The organism is Methylobacterium sp. OAE515, from assembly GCF_041806315.1.
Lineage (GTDB): Bacteria > Pseudomonadota > Alphaproteobacteria > Rhizobiales > Beijerinckiaceae > Methylobacterium > Methylobacterium tardum.
Genome location: NZ_JBGMUV010000001.1, coordinates 5100506 through 5115034, shown reverse-complemented (window position 1 = coordinate 5115034; position 14529 = coordinate 5100506). Strand labels below are relative to the sequence as shown.

Here is a 14529-nt window from a genome sequence, read left to right as displayed (position 1 = left end):
ATATTCGGATAGGACGCCATGACGACCGAGACGAACGTCTTCGACCCATCTGCAGCCGGCTGGACGCTCGTGCAGGACGAAGGCTTCATCGCCCATGTCGGCCCGCTGCACATCCGTGGCACGGACGGCGCCTACGCGTTCCGGGCCGAGCAGAAGCACGCCAACCTGATCGGCGTCGTCCATGGCGGCATGCTGATGAGCTTCGCCGACCGCGCCCTCGGCGAGACTGCCATGCGCGCTGCCGACGGCGCCAATTGCGTGACCATTCAGCTGGAGATGAAGTTCATCGATGTCGGGCGTCTCGGCGACTGGGTCGAGATCCGTCCGCAGGTGGTCAAGCGCACCGGCTCCCTCGTGTTCATGCGGGGCGACGTTCGTGAGGGCACACGCCTTCTGGCCTCGGCCGACGGCGTCTGGAAGATCCTGCGGCGGCGTCCGGGTTGACCGAAATCAGGATATCAGTCCTAGTATCGCGGCTTGCGCCGCCGATTGGAGCGGGCAAAGGCTGGGGGGCCGCATGCCAGATCCGCAGACGAATCCGTCCGTTGAAGGGGCCGCAGGCGGGCGCGTCGCGCCGTCGCGACGTGCCGTTCTCGCGGCCGCCGGGACCGTCCTCGCGACAGGCGGCAGCGCAACGGCTCGACCGGCGCCGCCCAGCACCATCACCGATCCGCCGCGGGACTTCCGACCCGGTGCGGCACCGACCACCTATTTCACCGATCCCGACGTGATCACGGTGGACCTGGCCTTCGATGCGTATGTGGTGCCGAACAGCGCCATTCGCCGTCTCTGGACCGGTGCGCTCTGGGCGGAAGGACCGGCCTGGAACGCCGTCGGGCGCTTCCTCGTATGGAGCGACATCCCGAACAATCGCCAGTTGCGGTGGCTCGAGGAGGACGGGCACGTCTCGGTATTCCGCGCACCGAGCGGCAATTCGAACGGGAACAGCTTCGACCGCCAGGGCCGGCAAGTGTCCTGCGAGCACGCCGCCCGTCGGGTGGTCCGCTACGAACTCGACGGCTCGGCGACGGTGCTGGCCGACAGCTTCGAAGGCAAACCCTTCAACGCGCCCAACGACGTGGTCCAGCACATCGACGGCTCCTATTGGTTCACGGATCCGCCCTACGGCGGCCAGCTCTACGAAGGGCTGCCGGACGAGGCGGGCGGCCCCTCGAACCCGAAGGGCCATCTCAATCCGCGGCTCGGGCAGCCGGCCGGGGTCGTGACGGCGCGGCGCGTCCTGCCCAATGCGCTCTACCGCATCGATTCCACCGGCCGGATCGATCGGGTCCTCACCGACGATCAGGTTCCGGATCCGAACGGCCTGTGCTTCTCGCCCGATCACCGGACGCTCTACATCTGCTCCACCGGGAAGGGACCCGGCGACACGGGCCCCGGCGGCAAGAGTGAGATCTACGCGTTCGATGTCGGGAGCGGCGCCGCCTTGTCGAACAAGCGCCTGTTCGCGGATTGCGTCGTCGATGGGGTCAAATGCGGGCCCGACGGCTTGCGAACCGACGTCGATGGCAATCTCTGGGTGTCGAGCAATGCCGGCCGCGCGGTCGGCTATAACGGCGTCACGGTCTGGAGTCCGGCGGGGACGTTGATCGGGCGGATCCGCCTGCCGGAGGTCTGCGGCAATCTCACGTTCGGCGGCCCGAAGCGGAACCGCCTGTTCATGGCGGCCAGCCAGTCGATCTATGCCCTGACGGTGAACACGCAGGGCGCAGGTCCGGCCTAAATCGCCGTTGAAGGATCCTGCGGCTCCGGCGCGGGTCCGCGCCGGAGAGACCGTGTCATCGGCCATGGCTGACGACGCTGCGGAGCGCTATCTGTAGCGGGCATGACCGCGGATTTCCCCTCAGACGACCCCACCTTGAGCCGGCTCAGTGCGGCTCTGGGGGATTTGCCGAAGCGCGGGCTACCGCCGGTCGAGCGATGGAATCCGCCCTATTGCGGCGCGATCGACATCCGCATCGCGGCCGATGGCACGTGGCACCACAACGGCTCGCCGATCCGGCGCGACAAGATGGTCAAGCTGTTCTCCACAATTTTGCGGCGCGAGCCGGACGGGCGCATTGTTCTGGTTACGCCTGTGGAGAGCGTCGGGATCACCGTTGAGGACGCAGTCTTCGTCGCCGTCGAGATGGCGGTCGATGGCACGGGAGAGGCGCGGCGCATTGCGTTCCGCACCAATGTCGACGAGTTGGTGAGCGTCGACGCGGACCACGCCCTGCGCTTCGAGGAGGGGCCCGACGGCGCGCTCAAGCCTTACCTCCACGTCCGGGGCGGCCTGTGGGCGCTGATCACCCGGGCGCTGACCTACGACCTGGTGGATCTGGCCGAGGACCGCGTGATCGACGGGCAACCCTGGCTCGGCCTCTGGGCCGGCGGCGTCTTCCACCGCATTGCGCCGGCCTCCGCCGCGTGAGCGATTCCCTCGCCGATTTTCTGGCTCGGGCCGCATCCGGTCTGTCGCCGCATCCGCCCGGACCGGACGATCCGACCTCCAATCCGCGCGGTGACCACAGCCTGGATCCGGACGGCGCGGCCCTGATTCCGCCCCCGCCGCACCGGCGGGCCGCGGTGCTGGTCCCGGTGGTCTTCCGTGCCGCCGGGCCGAACCTCGTACTGACGCAGCGCGCCGCGAACCTGCGCGATCATTCCGGTCAGGTTGCGCTGCCCGGCGGAAAGATCGATCCGTCGGATCCGGGACCGGCGGATGCAGCCCTTAGGGAGGCATTCGAGGAGATCGGCCTGCCGCCCGAATCGGTGCGCCTGCTCGGCTATATCGACCCGTACCTATCCGGAACCGGCTTCCTCGTGACACCGGTCATCGGTCTGGTCTCCGAAGAGGCGACATTCCGGCCGAACCCCAGTGAGGTCGCGGACGTTTTCGAGGTGCCCCTGTCGGTGCTGATGGATCGCGAGCGCTACCGGTTGCGGTCGCGGGAGTGGCAGGGTCGAACCCGATGGTTCTACGCTCTCCCCTTCGGAGAACGTCTGATCTGGGGCGTCACCGCCGGGATCCTCAACAACCTGCGGGAGCGGCTCTACCCGGAACCGGAGCCGAGTCAGGTCCGCCGGTCGGCGGGATAGGCTACGAATCGCCATGCTGCGTCGCGTCCTCGAAGAGTTCGGCCTCTTCCTCATCCCCTTCGCGCTGTTCCTGATCTATCTCGTCCTGGCCGGGCGCAACCCGCTGCGCCGGGTACATTGGGACGCCCATCTCTGGCGCCTCATCCTCGCCGGCTTGGCGGTGGTGATCGGCACGCTCGTCTACGAAGGCCTGTTCTCCGAGCGGCGCGCCGGCGGTTACGTCCCGACCCACATGGAGAACGGTCGGCTCGTCCCGGGTGGCTTCCGGTGAGGCGCGACCTCGAACGCGGCGGCCTCTCGGCCCTGCTCGATCGCCGGGGGGTGCGTCAGGCGCTCGCCGCCCTGGATGCACCCGGCGCCGAGACCCGGTTGGTTGGCGGGTGCATCCGCGATGCGCTTCTGGGGACGCCGTCAGCCGATATCGACCTCGCGACGACGCTGCTGCCCGAAGCGGTGATTGCCGCCGCGGGACGCACCCCGGGGCTAAAGGCGGTTCCAACCGGAATCGAGCACGGCACCGTCACGCTTGTCACCGAGGACGGACCGATCGAGGTCACCACCCTGCGCGAGGATGTCGAGACTGACGGACGCCATGCCGTCGTCCGGTTCGGTCACGATTTCGCCCGTGATGCCGAGCGGCGCGACTTCACGGTCAACGCGCTCTCGCTCAGTCCGGACGGCCGGCTGCACGACACCGTCGGCGGTCTTCCGGACCTGGAAGCCGGCCGGGTGCGCTTCATCGGCGACCCCGCGACCCGCATCCGCGAGGACGCCCTGCGGATCCTGCGCTTCTTCCGCTTCCACGCCCGGTTCGGCGGCGGCCCCCCTGACGCGGAAGCACTCGCTGCCTGCGTGGCCGCACGCGACAGCCTGGACCGGCTGTCGCGCGAGCGCGTCCGCGCGGAATTCCTGAAGCTGCTGGCGGCCTCCGGCGGTGCGGCCCTGGTGGCGACCCTGAGCGGTACCGGTTTGCTGCTCCGGATCACCGGCGGCGTCGGCGAGCTCGGGCGACTGGAACGCGCGTCAGCCGCGAAGATGTCTCCGATCCTGCGCCTCGCGGCCCTCGCGGTCGGCGCCCGTCACGATGCCGACCGCTTGCAGATCCGCCTGAGGCTTTCCAAGAGCGAGCACGCCCAGCTCACCGACTACGCGAATGTTCTCGCCGCGCTGCACGATCAAGCCGCGCTCGACGGCGCGGCTTTGCGGGCCCTGGCGGCCCAGCATGGCCTGGCGCCGCTGGCCGATGCCCTGGCGATCGTCGCCGGCGAGCCGCGCCCTGCACTGACCGGGGAAGCACGGATGGTTCTCGACGCGCTCAGCGGAGAGGGCGGTTCGCCGGTCTTTCCGCTGGCGGGCGCGGATCTGGTGGCGGCGGGCATCGCGCCCGGCCCCGCAATCGGCCGCAGACTCGCCGCGGCTCGGAAGGTCTGGCTGGAACGCGGCTGCCCGACGGGCGCGGCGGCGCGGGCCGACCTGCTGGCGCTGGCGCTGGACAGCGCCCGCTGAACCGCGATCAGAGCTTCAGGAGCGCCTTGGTTTCCTGCAGCTGGACGATCTGGCCGTTCAGCTCCTCGCGCTTCTGCAGGTCCTCGGTGGCATCGCGCTGCATCTCGACCGCCTCGATATCCCGGTCGAGGGATTCGTGCGTCAGCTCCTCGATCGGCGCGGCGCGCTCGGCGAGCACGGTTACGGACGTCGGCCCGATATCGGCGAAGCCGCCGCGGACATAGATCCGCTTGCCGCTGCCCTGGCTCTCGGTGACCACGATGACGCCGACGCGCAGGGAGGTCAGCACGGGCGCGTGGCCCGGCATCACGGTCATCTCACCCTCGGTGCCGGGCAGCTGAACGGCGGTCACCTCGCCGGAATACAGCGTCCGCTCGGGGCCGACGAAATCGAAGTGGAAGGTGGCCATCTCAGGACGATCCCGGATCCGCGACAGGCTCTCCTCCCCCTTGCGGGGAGGAGGTGGAGGTGGGGGTGGTGCAGACGGCACCGGGGCGCTTCATCCTGAACCACCCCCACAGCCGACCCCTCCCCACAAGGGGGAGGGCAGGGAAGCACGGCCTCTTATGCGGCCTTCAGCTTCTTGGCCTTCTCCTGGGCCTCCTCGATGGTGCCGACCATGTAGAAGGCCGCCTCCGGGAGGTCGTCGTAGTCGCCGTTCACGAGGCCCTTGAAGCCCTTGATCGTGTCTTCCAGCGCCACCTGCTTGCCCGGCGAGCCGGTGAACACCTCGGCCACCGAGAAGGGCTGCGAGAAGAAGCGCTCGATCTTGCGGGCGCGGGCCACGGTCAGCTTGTCGTCCTCGGACAGCTCGTCCATGCCCAGGATCGCGATGATGTCCTGGAGCGCCTTGTAGCGCTGCAGGGTCTGCTGGACCCGGCGGGCGACGTCGTAATGCTCCTCGCCGAGGATCGCCGGCGACAGCATGCGCGACGTAGAGTCGAGCGGATCCACGGCCGGGTAGATGCCCTTCTCGGCGATCGAACGCGACAGCACGGTCGTGGCGTCGAGGTGGGCGAAGGAGGCGGCCGGCGCCGGGTCGGTCAGATCGTCGGCCGGCACGTAGATGGCCTGCACCGAGGTGATCGAGCCCTTGGTCGTGGTGGTGATGCGCTCCTGCAGGGCGCCCATGTCGGTGGCCAGCGTCGGCTGGTAGCCCACCGCCGAGGGGATGCGGCCGAGAAGCGCCGACACCTCGGAGCCCGCCTGCGTGAAGCGGAAGATGTTGTCGACGAAGAACAGCACGTCCTGGCCGTCGTCGCGGAACTGCTCGGCGATGGTCAGGCCGGTCAGGGCGACGCGCGAGCGTGCGCCCGGCGACTCGTTCATCTGGCCGTAGACCAGGGCGCACTTCGAACCCTCGGCGGAGCCGTGCTCCTTCGGGTCGACGTTCACCTTGGACTCGATCATCTCGTGGTAGAGGTCGTTGCCCTCGCGGGTGCGCTCACCCACGCCGGCGAACACCGAGTAGCCCGAGTGCACCTTGGCGATGTTGTTGATCAGCTCCATGATCAGCACGGTCTTGCCGACGCCGGCGCCGCCGAACAGGCCGATCTTGCCGCCCTTGGCGTAGGGGGCGAGCAGGTCCACCACCTTGATGCCGGTGACGAGGATCTGCGCCTCGGTCGACTGCTCGGCGTAGGACGGGGCCGGCTGGTGGATGGCGCGGTAGGTGGTGGCCTGGACCGGGCCGGCCTCGTCGATCGGCTCGCCGATGACGTTCATGATGCGGCCGAGGGTGTTCATGCCCACCGGAACCTTGATCGGCTCACCGGTGTCGAAGCACTCCTGGCCGCGGGTCAGGCCCTCGGAGGTGTCCATGGCGATACAGCGGACGGTGTTCTCGCCGAGTTGCTGGGCAACCTCGAGGACGAGACGAGCGCCGTTGTTCTTGGTCTCCAGCGCGTTCAGGATCTCGGGCAGGTGGCCCTCGAACTGCACGTCGACCACGGGGCCGATGACCTGGGTGATCTTGCCGGCCTTGTTGGAGCCGGTGCCGGGGATTGCGGTGTTCGCCATCGTAAACCTACCCTTCAAGCTGTGCGGTCGGGCTGCGGTGCCTCAGAGGGCTTCCGCACCCGAGATGATCTCGATGAGTTCCTTGGTGATCATGGCCTGACGCGTGCGGTTGTAGATCAGCGTCTGCTTCTTGATCATCTCGCCCGCGTTGCGGGTGGCCGAGTCCATGGCGCTCATGCGCGCGCCCTGCTCGGACGCGGCGTTCTCCAGGAGCGCCCGGTAGATCTGCACCGTGAGGTTCTTCGGCAGCAGCGTCTCCAGGATCGCCTCTTCGGACGGCTCGAACTCCAGGGCGGCGTTGCCGGCGGTCGCCTTCGCGGTCGCGTCGGCCGGCGGCAGCTCGGCCGGGATCAGGCGCTGCGCGGTCGGGATCTGCGAGATCACCGAGCGGAACTCGGAGTAGAACAGGGTCGCGACGTCGAACTCGCCGTTCTCGAAGCGGGTCAGGATCTTGTCGGCGATGGAGGCCGCGAAGTCGTAATCCACCGGGCGGTTGCCGCGGATATCCATGCTCTCGACGATCTGGTCGCGGTACTGCCGGCGCAGAGCGTCAAGACCCTTCTTGCCGACCGTCATGATCTTGACGGTCTTGCCCTCGGCGGCGAGCTTCTGCGCGTGCTCACGCACCGCAAGGCGGACGATCGACGAATTGAACGCGCCAGCAAGGCCGCGGTCGCCGGTGCAGACGACGAGGAGGTGCGTCTGCTCCGAGCCGGTCCCGGACAGGAGCCGCGGGGCGCCGACGCCGCCGACGAGGTTGCCCGCAAGGTTGCCCAGCACCACCGACATCTTCTCGGCATAGGGACGGCCCGCCTCGGCGGCCATCTGCGCGCGGCGCAGCTTGGCGGCGGCGACCATCTGCATGGCCTTGGTGATCTTCTGCGTCGCCTTCACCGAGGTGATGCGGTTGCGCAGGTCCTTCAAACTCGCCATCGGGTGAGGTCCAGGTCCGTTCTATGGGCCTCTCCTTCCCTCGGCGGGAAGGAGCCGGAAGTTCGGGCGGTGCGGCGAGGACCGAGATCCTCCCGCACCATCCAAGATCCCTCCCCGGGGGGAGGGGCCTCACATCAGCCGATCGACTTGGCGACGCTCTCGACGACGCTCTTCAGCTTGCCGGCGTTCTCGTCCGACAGGTCCTTGGAGGCGGCGATCGAGTCGAGCAGGTCCTTGTGCTTGGTGCGCAGGGTGCTGAGCAGCGCGTCCTCGAAGGGACGGACCTTGCTGACCGGCATCTTGTCCAGATAGCCGTTCACGCCGGCGTAGATCACCGCGACCTGCTCTTCCATCTTCAGCGGCGAGAATTGCGGCTGCTTCAGGAGCTCGGTGAGCCGCGAGCCGCGGTTCAGGAGCTGCTGGGTGGAGGCATCGAGATCCGAGCCGAACTGCGCGAAGGCCGCCATCTCGCGGTACTGCGCGAGCTCACCCTTGATCTTGCCGGCAACCTTTTTCATCGCCTTGGTCTGGGCCGAGGAGCCCACCCGCGACACCGAGAGGCCGACGTTCACCGCCGGGCGGATGCCCTGGTAGAACAGGTCAGTCTCAAGGAAGATCTGGCCGTCGGTGATCGAGATCACGTTGGTCGGGATGTAGGCCGAGACGTCATTGGCCTGAGTCTCGATGACCGGCAGGGCGGTCAGCGAGCCGTTGCCGGCGGCGTCGCCCATCTTGGCGGCGCGCTCCAGCAGGCGGCTGTGGAGGTAGAACACGTCGCCCGGATAGGCCTCGCGACCCGGCGGGCGGCGCAGCAGCAGCGACATCTGACGGTAGGCCACGGCCTGCTTGGACAGATCGTCATACACAATCACGGCGTGCATGCCGTTGTCGCGGAAGTACTCGCCCATGGCGCAGCCGGCGAAGGGCGCGATGAACTGCATCGGGGCCGCGTCGGACGCCGTGGCGGCGATGATGATCGAGTATTCCAGGGCGCCCTGGTCCTCCAGGACTTTCACGAACTGGGCCACCGTCGAGCGCTTCTGGCCGATGGCGACGTAGATGCAGAAAAGCTTGGCCTTCTCGTCCATGCCGGCGGCGTGACCCGGCTTCTGGTTCAGGATCGTGTCGAGGGCGATGGCGGTCTTGCCGGTCTGGCGGTCGCCGATGATCAGCTCGCGCTGGCCGCGGCCCACCGGGATCAGCGCGTCGATCGCCTTCAGGCCCGTGGCCATCGGCTCGTGCACGGACTTCCGCGGGATAATCCCCGGGGCCTTCACGTCGACGCGGCGGCGCTCGGTGGACTGGATCGGGCCTTTGCCGTCGATCGGGTTGCCGAGGCCATCGACCACGCGGCCGAGCAGACCCTTGCCAACCGGCACGTCGACGATGGCGCCGGTCCGCTTGACGGTCTGGCCCTCCTTGATCTCGCGGTCGGAGCCGAAGATCACGATGCCGACGTTGTCCTGCTCGAGGTTCAGGGCCATGCCGCGCACGCCCGACTCGAACTCGACCATCTCGCCGGCCTGGACGTTGTCGAGGCCGTAGGCGCGGGCGATGCCGTCACCGACGGACAGGACCTGCCCGACCTCGGAGACCTCGGCCTCTTCGCCGAAGTTCTTGATCTGCTCTTTCAGGATTGCGGAGATCTCGGCGGCGCGGATGTCCATACTCGGGCCTCTGTCGCTGATGCGTCTATAAGTGTTCGGGTCGGATGGGGGCGCTTACGGCGCGGCCCGCATCGCGAGGCGGATACCGTTGAGCTTGGTCTTGAGGGAGGCGTCGACCATGCGCGAGCCCATCTTCACGACGAGGCCGCCGATCAGGCTCGGGTCGATCACCAGGTCGACGTCGACATCGGCCTTGGCGATATCGCGCAGCGACGCCTTGATCTCCTCGATCACGGTGTCGGAGGGCTTCTCGGCGACCCGGACCTGGGCGCGCACGATCCCCTTCGAATCCTGGACCAGGGTCCGGAACGCGTTGATCATGTCAGGAAGCGCGAAGAGACGGCGGTTCGAGGCCGCGAGGCGGATGAAGTTGCCGGCGAGGCCGCCGATCCCGGCCTTGCCCAGCACGGCGCCGATGGCAGCTTCCTGCTCCTCGGCGCTGAAGACCGGGCTGCGGACGAGGCGGCGAAGATCCGGGCTCTCCTTCAGCAGCGTGTCAAATTGATTGAGGGAGTCGGCGACCGCGTCGACCTGGCGCTCGTCGCGCGCGAGATCGAACAGGGCGGAAGCGTACCGGCCCGCCACGCCTGCGACCAGGGGACCAGCCTCGGAACCGTTCTGCGCCACCCGTCGCTCTCTTCTCTGGTTGCCCGCCCGCTCCGCGCGCTCCGGCAGGAGCGCGGTGCGTGACCGTTCGGGACGTGGGATCGCGCCGGCAACGGACAGGGTCGAGAACTGTCCTCGCGGCGCGGCGACCGCCTAGCATGCCAGCATGGCCGCGCGCAACACGGCAGGCACGCCTCGCTGCGCGTCAGGACGGCGGAAGTGTGACGCAGGACCCGCCTCAGCAGGCGAGCCGGTCGCAGCGCCGGACGCTGGCGATCATCTTGGCCATGGCGCGGGCACCCGGATGGCCGAGGATGCCACTGTTGCCGAGGACGTAGGACGGCGTCGCGTAGAGACCGAGATCCGCCGCCATGCGCATCTGGCTCTTGAGCGCCGCGCGCACCTCCTCGCTATCGGCGATCTCCTCCACCTCCGCCTGCGGGATGCCCAGAGCGGCCGCGGCGGCGAGGGCGCCGGGCCCGTCGATCCGTCCGGGCTTGCCGAGCAACGTCTGGTAGAAGCGCCACGCGGCCTCGGATCCGAGCCTGCGCTGGACGGCCAGCATCACCTTGGCGGCCTGAGCCGATTGCGGCGACAGGATCGGATTGTGGACAAGCCCGATCCGCAGCTCCGGATCGCTGTCGTGCAAGGCAACCACGTCGGCGGCCGCCTTCCGACAGTACGGGCAGTTGAAGTCGTAGAACTCGTAGAGCGTGGTTCCGGCGTCCCGCGGTCCGACATACGTGACCCCACGCAGGGCCGGGATCTGTCCGGTGATCTCACCGGGCAGGATCGAGTTCGCCACCGCCTTGCCGTCGTCGCCGGTGACCGCGACGCGCTGGCCGTAGGACTGCGCCCAGACAGGCGTCAAGCCGGCCCCGAGGGTGGCGGCTGCGGCGAGGAGAAGGCGTCGCGAAACAGGCATGGGACTCGTCCGGGGCATCGCTGTCCCGCTCCGGCCGCGCCGAAGCGGAGCCGGACCAGAACCAGGGGGTCGAGTCGGTTTGATGGCCGAACGTCGTGAACGCGGCCCTACCGCAGCCCCTTCGGCCGATCGCCCGTCGCCCAGGCCAGGGCCTGATCCAGGCGATCATTGCCCCAGAACAGCTCGCCGTCATCCGCCAGGAAGGTCGGCGCCCCGTAGATCCCGCGCGAGCGCGCCTCCTCGACGCTGACCCGCAGCTTCGTCTTGTTGGCCTCCGCGGCCGCGGCTCGCACAGTCTGCGTCCCGTCAAGCCCGAGCGAATCGAGGATCTCGGCCACCGCCGCCGGCTCCGCAATGGAGCGTCCCTCGGCGAAGCTCGCGGTGAACACCGCCTTAGAGAACGGCACCAGCCAATCCTGGTCCTGGCCAAGGATGGCGACCCGCACCGCGCTGAGGCTGTTCTGCGGGAACTGGGCGGGGCGCGTCACCGGCGGCAGGCCGAGGCGCGCGGCCTCGCGCTCGACATCGCGCCACATGTTCTTGCCCTTGGCCGCGTAGAGGTTGAACGGCGAGGTCGTCCAGCCCTGCGAGGCGAAGAGCGGCCCGACCAGGAACGGCCGCCACCGGATCGCGACACCAGCCTCGGCCGCCGCCGCCTCGATGCGCATCGCCGCGAGGTAGGAGTACGTGGAGGCGAATTCGTACCAGAACTCCAGAATCGGCTGGCGCGCCATAGACTTCGCTTCTCCGATGCACTCTTGCGGCGATGACGACTGGCAACGCCCGCGCCATTTCTTGCACGGCCGCAAGGCCACCGTGAGGCGAAACGCGGCCGATCTTCCGGCATCTGGCCTACGCGCGAGACGGCGCGCCGGTTGCAGGCCGGTGACACCCGCGATAAGCCGCAGACGCCCCGCCTCAGTTCCGGAAGCCGCATGTCCGTCCCCGCGAAGAGCCCCGTGAAGAAGGTCGTGCTGGCCTATTCCGGCGGCCTCGACACATCGATCATCCTGAAGTGGCTGCAGACCACCTACGGCTGCGAGGTCGTGACCTTCACGGCCGATCTCGGCCAGGGGGAGGAGCTGGAGCCGGCCCGCCGCAAGGCCGAACTCCTCGGCATCAAGCCCGAGAACATCTACATAGAGGACCTGCGCGAGGAATTCGTCCGCGACTACGTCTTCCCGATGTTCCGGGCGAACGCCGTCTACGAGGGCGTCTACCTGCTCGGCACCTCGATCGCGCGACCGCTGATCGCCAAGAAGCAGATCGAGATCGCCGAACGCGTCGGCGCCGATGCGGTCTGCCACGGCGCCACCGGCAAGGGGAACGACCAAGTCCGGTTCGAGCTCGGCTACTACGCGCTTAAGCCCGACGTGACGGTGATCGCCCCGTGGCGCGAGTGGGACCTGCGCTCCCGCGAGCAACTCATCGCCTTCGCCGAGCAGCACCAGATCCCGATCGCCAAGGACAAGCGCGGCGAGAGTCCGTTCTCGGTGGACGCCAACCTCTTGCACGCCTCCTCGGAAGGCAAGGTGCTGGAGGATCCGGCCGTTGAGGTGCCGGACTACGTCTACTCGCGCACGCTCTCCCCCGAGGAGGCGCCGGACCAGCCGACGATCATCACGATCGGATTCGAGCGTGGCGACGCGGTCTCGATCGACGGGGAGAAGCTCTCACCCGCGAGCCTGCTGGCCAAGCTCAACGAGCTCGGCCGTGCCAACGGCATCGGCCGGCTCGACCTCGTCGAGAACCGGTTCGTCGGCATGAAGAGCCGCGGCATGTACGAGACGCCGGGCGGCACGATCCTGCTGCCGGCGCACCGCGCCATCGAGTCGATCACGCTGGACCGCGGCGCCGCCCACCTCAAGGACCAGCTCATGCCGCAATACGCGGAGCTGATCTACAACGGCTTCTGGTTCTCGCCGGAGCGCGAGATGATCCAGGCGCTGATCGACAAGAGCCAGGAGAAGGTCACCGGCACGGTGCGGCTGAAGCTCTACAAGGGCGGCGTCCACGTGATCGGCCGCGAGAGCCCGCACTCGCTCTACGACCAGGACCTCGTGACCTTCGAGGAGGGCGCCGTCGCCTACGATCACCGCGACGCGGCGGGCTTCATCAAGCTCAACGCCCTGCGGCTGCGCACCCTGGCGCAGCGCAGGAAGCGCGAGGGCTGAGCCCTCAGGCCGGCTGCCAATCCGAGGTCGGAGCCGGACGCCGGAACGCGCCCGGCCCGAGATCGGCGTAGCGCAGGAAGATCTGAAGGGCTGGCTGCATCTCGCGGTGGAGCCGGATCCGGTGCGTCTCGCCGTCCTCGTCATCGTTGGCGGCCGTCTCGGGGACGGCGGCGAGATGGCGCGCCATTGCGGCGGTATAGGGTCCTGTCCCGCCGTAAGGCTGCTTCGGGTCCACGCAGGGCACGTTCCGCGCCGCATCCCAGCCATAGGCGAGCCGCGGGATCAGCGCGAGGTGTTCCGGGGTCACCGCGAAGGTGATGTGCTCGGGCGTCTGTCCGGTCTGCGCATCCCGGAAGACGTCGCCGACCTCGCCGTGGTCGAGCTTGGCCAGCCCGTTGTGGTACTGGTAGCGGCCGGGCTTCAGCAGGGCGTTCTGGGCGAAGACCGCGAGGCCGTCCTCCAGCGCCCGGTGCTCCTCCTCGGCCCCCTCGTCATCGCCCGTGACATTGGCGATGTCGCCGTCGCGGTCGAGGCTGCCATAGGGAGCGTCCGGGTGGACGGTCGGCGCGCCGGGTTCGGCACCACCCCAGGCGACGACCATCCGCCGGATCAGGGCGATGCGCTCCAGGGTGAGGTCGTAGACGGCGTCGCTCATCGAATATCGGTCCCAGGCTCTGGCTCTGAAGGCCGTCTTACAGAGGCGGGGCGGCCGCTGCTACCGGCGGACCGGGCCTGATGCGCTTGGTGTTCAGTCCGGCCGGCAGCCCGCCGAGCATTAGCCGCGACCCGTGACGCCGACACGGCCGTCGGCTGAAACACTCCCGTGCCGCCTACCGGCGCACGCAGCCCGTCAAACCCTCGATCTGGCCCATCATGGCCTGGATCTGCGCGGCGCGGCGGCGGACGCCGGGCGAGGGACGCCCGGCGCTGCGCGTGATCGGGTTCGGCAGGACTGAGGCGAGCAGGGCGGCCTCGCCGCGGGTCAGCCGGCTGGCATCCTTGTTGAACCAATGCCGACTGGCGGCCTGCGCGCCGTAGATCCCGTCGCCCCATTCGGCGACGTTCAGGTAGATCTCCATCATGCGGCGCTTGCCCCACAGGGTGTCGAGCGCCAGCGCCAGCGGGATTTCGACCGCCTTGCGGATGTAGGAGCGGCCCGGCCACAGGAAGACGTTCTTGACGGTCTGCATCGCGATCGTCGAGGCGCCCCGGCTCGGCGAATCCTCATCCTCGACCACCTCGCGGATCGCCCCGAGATCGACGCCGTGGTCGAGGCAGAAGCGCTGGTCCTCCGAGGCGATCACCGCCTGCGGCAGCGCCGGCGCGATCTCCGAGAGGCTCACGGCATCGCGGCTCACAGGCTGAAGCGTCAACCACCGCCCCAGCATCAGGGTCGACGGCGGCATCACCGCGCTATAGACGAGCGCCAGCGTCAGTACGACGACGAACGCGACGGCGGGGAGCAGGAGCAGCGCCCCGACGATCTGGCGGACCGGGCGGGAGCGCCGCGGGCGCGCGAGCGGAAGGTCACGACCCGCCGCTTCCCGCCTGCGTCCTGCCTCGCCCACCGCGATCTCGTTCCCGCTCAACTGACACTCGA

Annotated in this window: 16 protein-coding genes; 7 read left to right on the top strand and 9 right to left on the bottom strand. The window is 68.6% G+C overall.

All coding sequences use genetic code 11. The annotated features are described in order from the left end of the window. Window positions 1-18: 18 nt before the first annotated feature. From ABIE45_RS24985 to ABIE45_RS24960, 6 genes are all read left to right on the top strand, one after another. Window positions 19-444 carry a PaaI family thioesterase gene (locus ABIE45_RS24985; RefSeq protein ID WP_192709001.1) on the top strand — a complete coding sequence of 142 codons (426 nt, stop codon included), beginning with the start codon at window positions 19-21 and terminating at the stop codon, window positions 442-444. Between the two features lie 73 nt (window positions 445-517). Continuing rightward, complete coding sequence (locus ABIE45_RS24980) at window positions 518-1741, top strand: SMP-30/gluconolactonase/LRE family protein (RefSeq protein WP_192709000.1); 1224 nt, start codon at window positions 518-520, stop codon at window positions 1739-1741. 102 nt (window positions 1742-1843) lie between these two features. Next, a complete protein-coding gene (locus ABIE45_RS24975; RefSeq protein ID WP_192708999.1) occupies window positions 1844-2431 on the top strand; it encodes a DUF1285 domain-containing protein in 588 nt (195 codons plus the stop codon). Beyond that, window positions 2428-3099 (top strand): CoA pyrophosphatase, encoded by a 672-nt coding sequence (locus ABIE45_RS24970; protein ID WP_192708998.1) that lies wholly within the window; start codon window positions 2428-2430, stop codon window positions 3097-3099. Before ABIE45_RS24975 ends, ABIE45_RS24970 begins: the two co-directional genes overlap by 4 nt. A gap of 13 nt (window positions 3100-3112) precedes the next feature. Then, window positions 3113-3370 (top strand): DUF6111 family protein, encoded by a 258-nt coding sequence (locus tag ABIE45_RS24965; RefSeq protein WP_192708997.1) that lies wholly within the window; start codon window positions 3113-3115, stop codon window positions 3368-3370. Beyond that, window positions 3367-4605, top strand: coding sequence for a CCA tRNA nucleotidyltransferase (locus tag ABIE45_RS24960; protein WP_192708996.1), 1239 nt, complete (start codon window positions 3367-3369; stop codon window positions 4603-4605). The genes ABIE45_RS24965 and ABIE45_RS24960 overlap by 4 nt, the downstream gene beginning before the upstream one ends. A 7-nt stretch (window positions 4606-4612) precedes the next feature. On the opposite strand, the gene ABIE45_RS24955 is transcribed toward ABIE45_RS24960, so the two are convergent. From ABIE45_RS24955 to ABIE45_RS24925, 7 genes are all read right to left on the bottom strand, one after another. Further along, window positions 4613-5014, bottom strand: coding sequence for a F0F1 ATP synthase subunit epsilon (locus ABIE45_RS24955; protein WP_192708995.1), 402 nt, complete (start codon window positions 5012-5014; stop codon window positions 4613-4615). A gap of 155 nt (window positions 5015-5169) precedes the next feature. Further along, window positions 5170-6624 carry a F0F1 ATP synthase subunit beta gene (atpD, locus tag ABIE45_RS24950; protein ID WP_192708994.1) on the bottom strand — a complete coding sequence of 485 codons (1455 nt, stop codon included), beginning with the start codon at window positions 6622-6624 and terminating at the stop codon, window positions 5170-5172. Window positions 6625-6666: 42 nt separating this feature from the next. Next, the gene (locus ABIE45_RS24945; RefSeq protein ID WP_192708993.1) at window positions 6667-7557 is read right to left on the bottom strand and encodes a F0F1 ATP synthase subunit gamma; all 891 of its coding nucleotides are present in this window, start codon (window positions 7555-7557) and stop codon (window positions 6667-6669) included. Window positions 7558-7691: 134 nt separating this feature from the next. Then, entirely contained in the window at window positions 7692-9224 is a 1533-nt protein-coding gene (gene atpA, locus ABIE45_RS24940; protein WP_192708992.1) for a F0F1 ATP synthase subunit alpha, read from the bottom strand. Window positions 9225-9278: 54 nt separating this feature from the next. Next, window positions 9279-9851 carry a F0F1 ATP synthase subunit delta gene (locus ABIE45_RS24935; protein WP_192708991.1) on the bottom strand — a complete coding sequence of 191 codons (573 nt, stop codon included), beginning with the start codon at window positions 9849-9851 and terminating at the stop codon, window positions 9279-9281. 217 nt (window positions 9852-10068) lie between these two features. After that, window positions 10069-10755 carry a DsbA family protein gene (locus tag ABIE45_RS24930; protein ID WP_192708990.1) on the bottom strand — a complete coding sequence of 229 codons (687 nt, stop codon included), beginning with the start codon at window positions 10753-10755 and terminating at the stop codon, window positions 10069-10071. A gap of 107 nt (window positions 10756-10862) precedes the next feature. Beyond that, window positions 10863-11489 (bottom strand): 2-hydroxychromene-2-carboxylate isomerase, encoded by a 627-nt coding sequence (locus ABIE45_RS24925; protein WP_192708989.1) that lies wholly within the window; start codon window positions 11487-11489, stop codon window positions 10863-10865. Between the two features lie 201 nt (window positions 11490-11690). Here ABIE45_RS24925 and ABIE45_RS24920 point away from each other — a divergent pair, with 201 nt between their 5' ends. Then, window positions 11691-12929, top strand: a complete 1239-nt coding sequence (locus ABIE45_RS24920) for an argininosuccinate synthase (protein WP_192708988.1) — start codon at window positions 11691-11693, stop codon at window positions 12927-12929. Between the two features lie 4 nt (window positions 12930-12933). Here ABIE45_RS24920 and ABIE45_RS24915 read toward each other — a convergent pair whose 3' ends face one another. Further along, complete coding sequence (locus ABIE45_RS24915) at window positions 12934-13584, bottom strand: hypothetical protein (protein ID WP_192708987.1); 651 nt, start codon at window positions 13582-13584, stop codon at window positions 12934-12936. A 175-nt stretch (window positions 13585-13759) separates the two neighbouring features. After that, complete coding sequence (mtgA, locus tag ABIE45_RS24910) at window positions 13760-14518, bottom strand: monofunctional biosynthetic peptidoglycan transglycosylase (protein ID WP_210331810.1); 759 nt, start codon at window positions 14516-14518, stop codon at window positions 13760-13762. Between the last annotated feature and the right edge of the window lie 11 nt (window positions 14519-14529).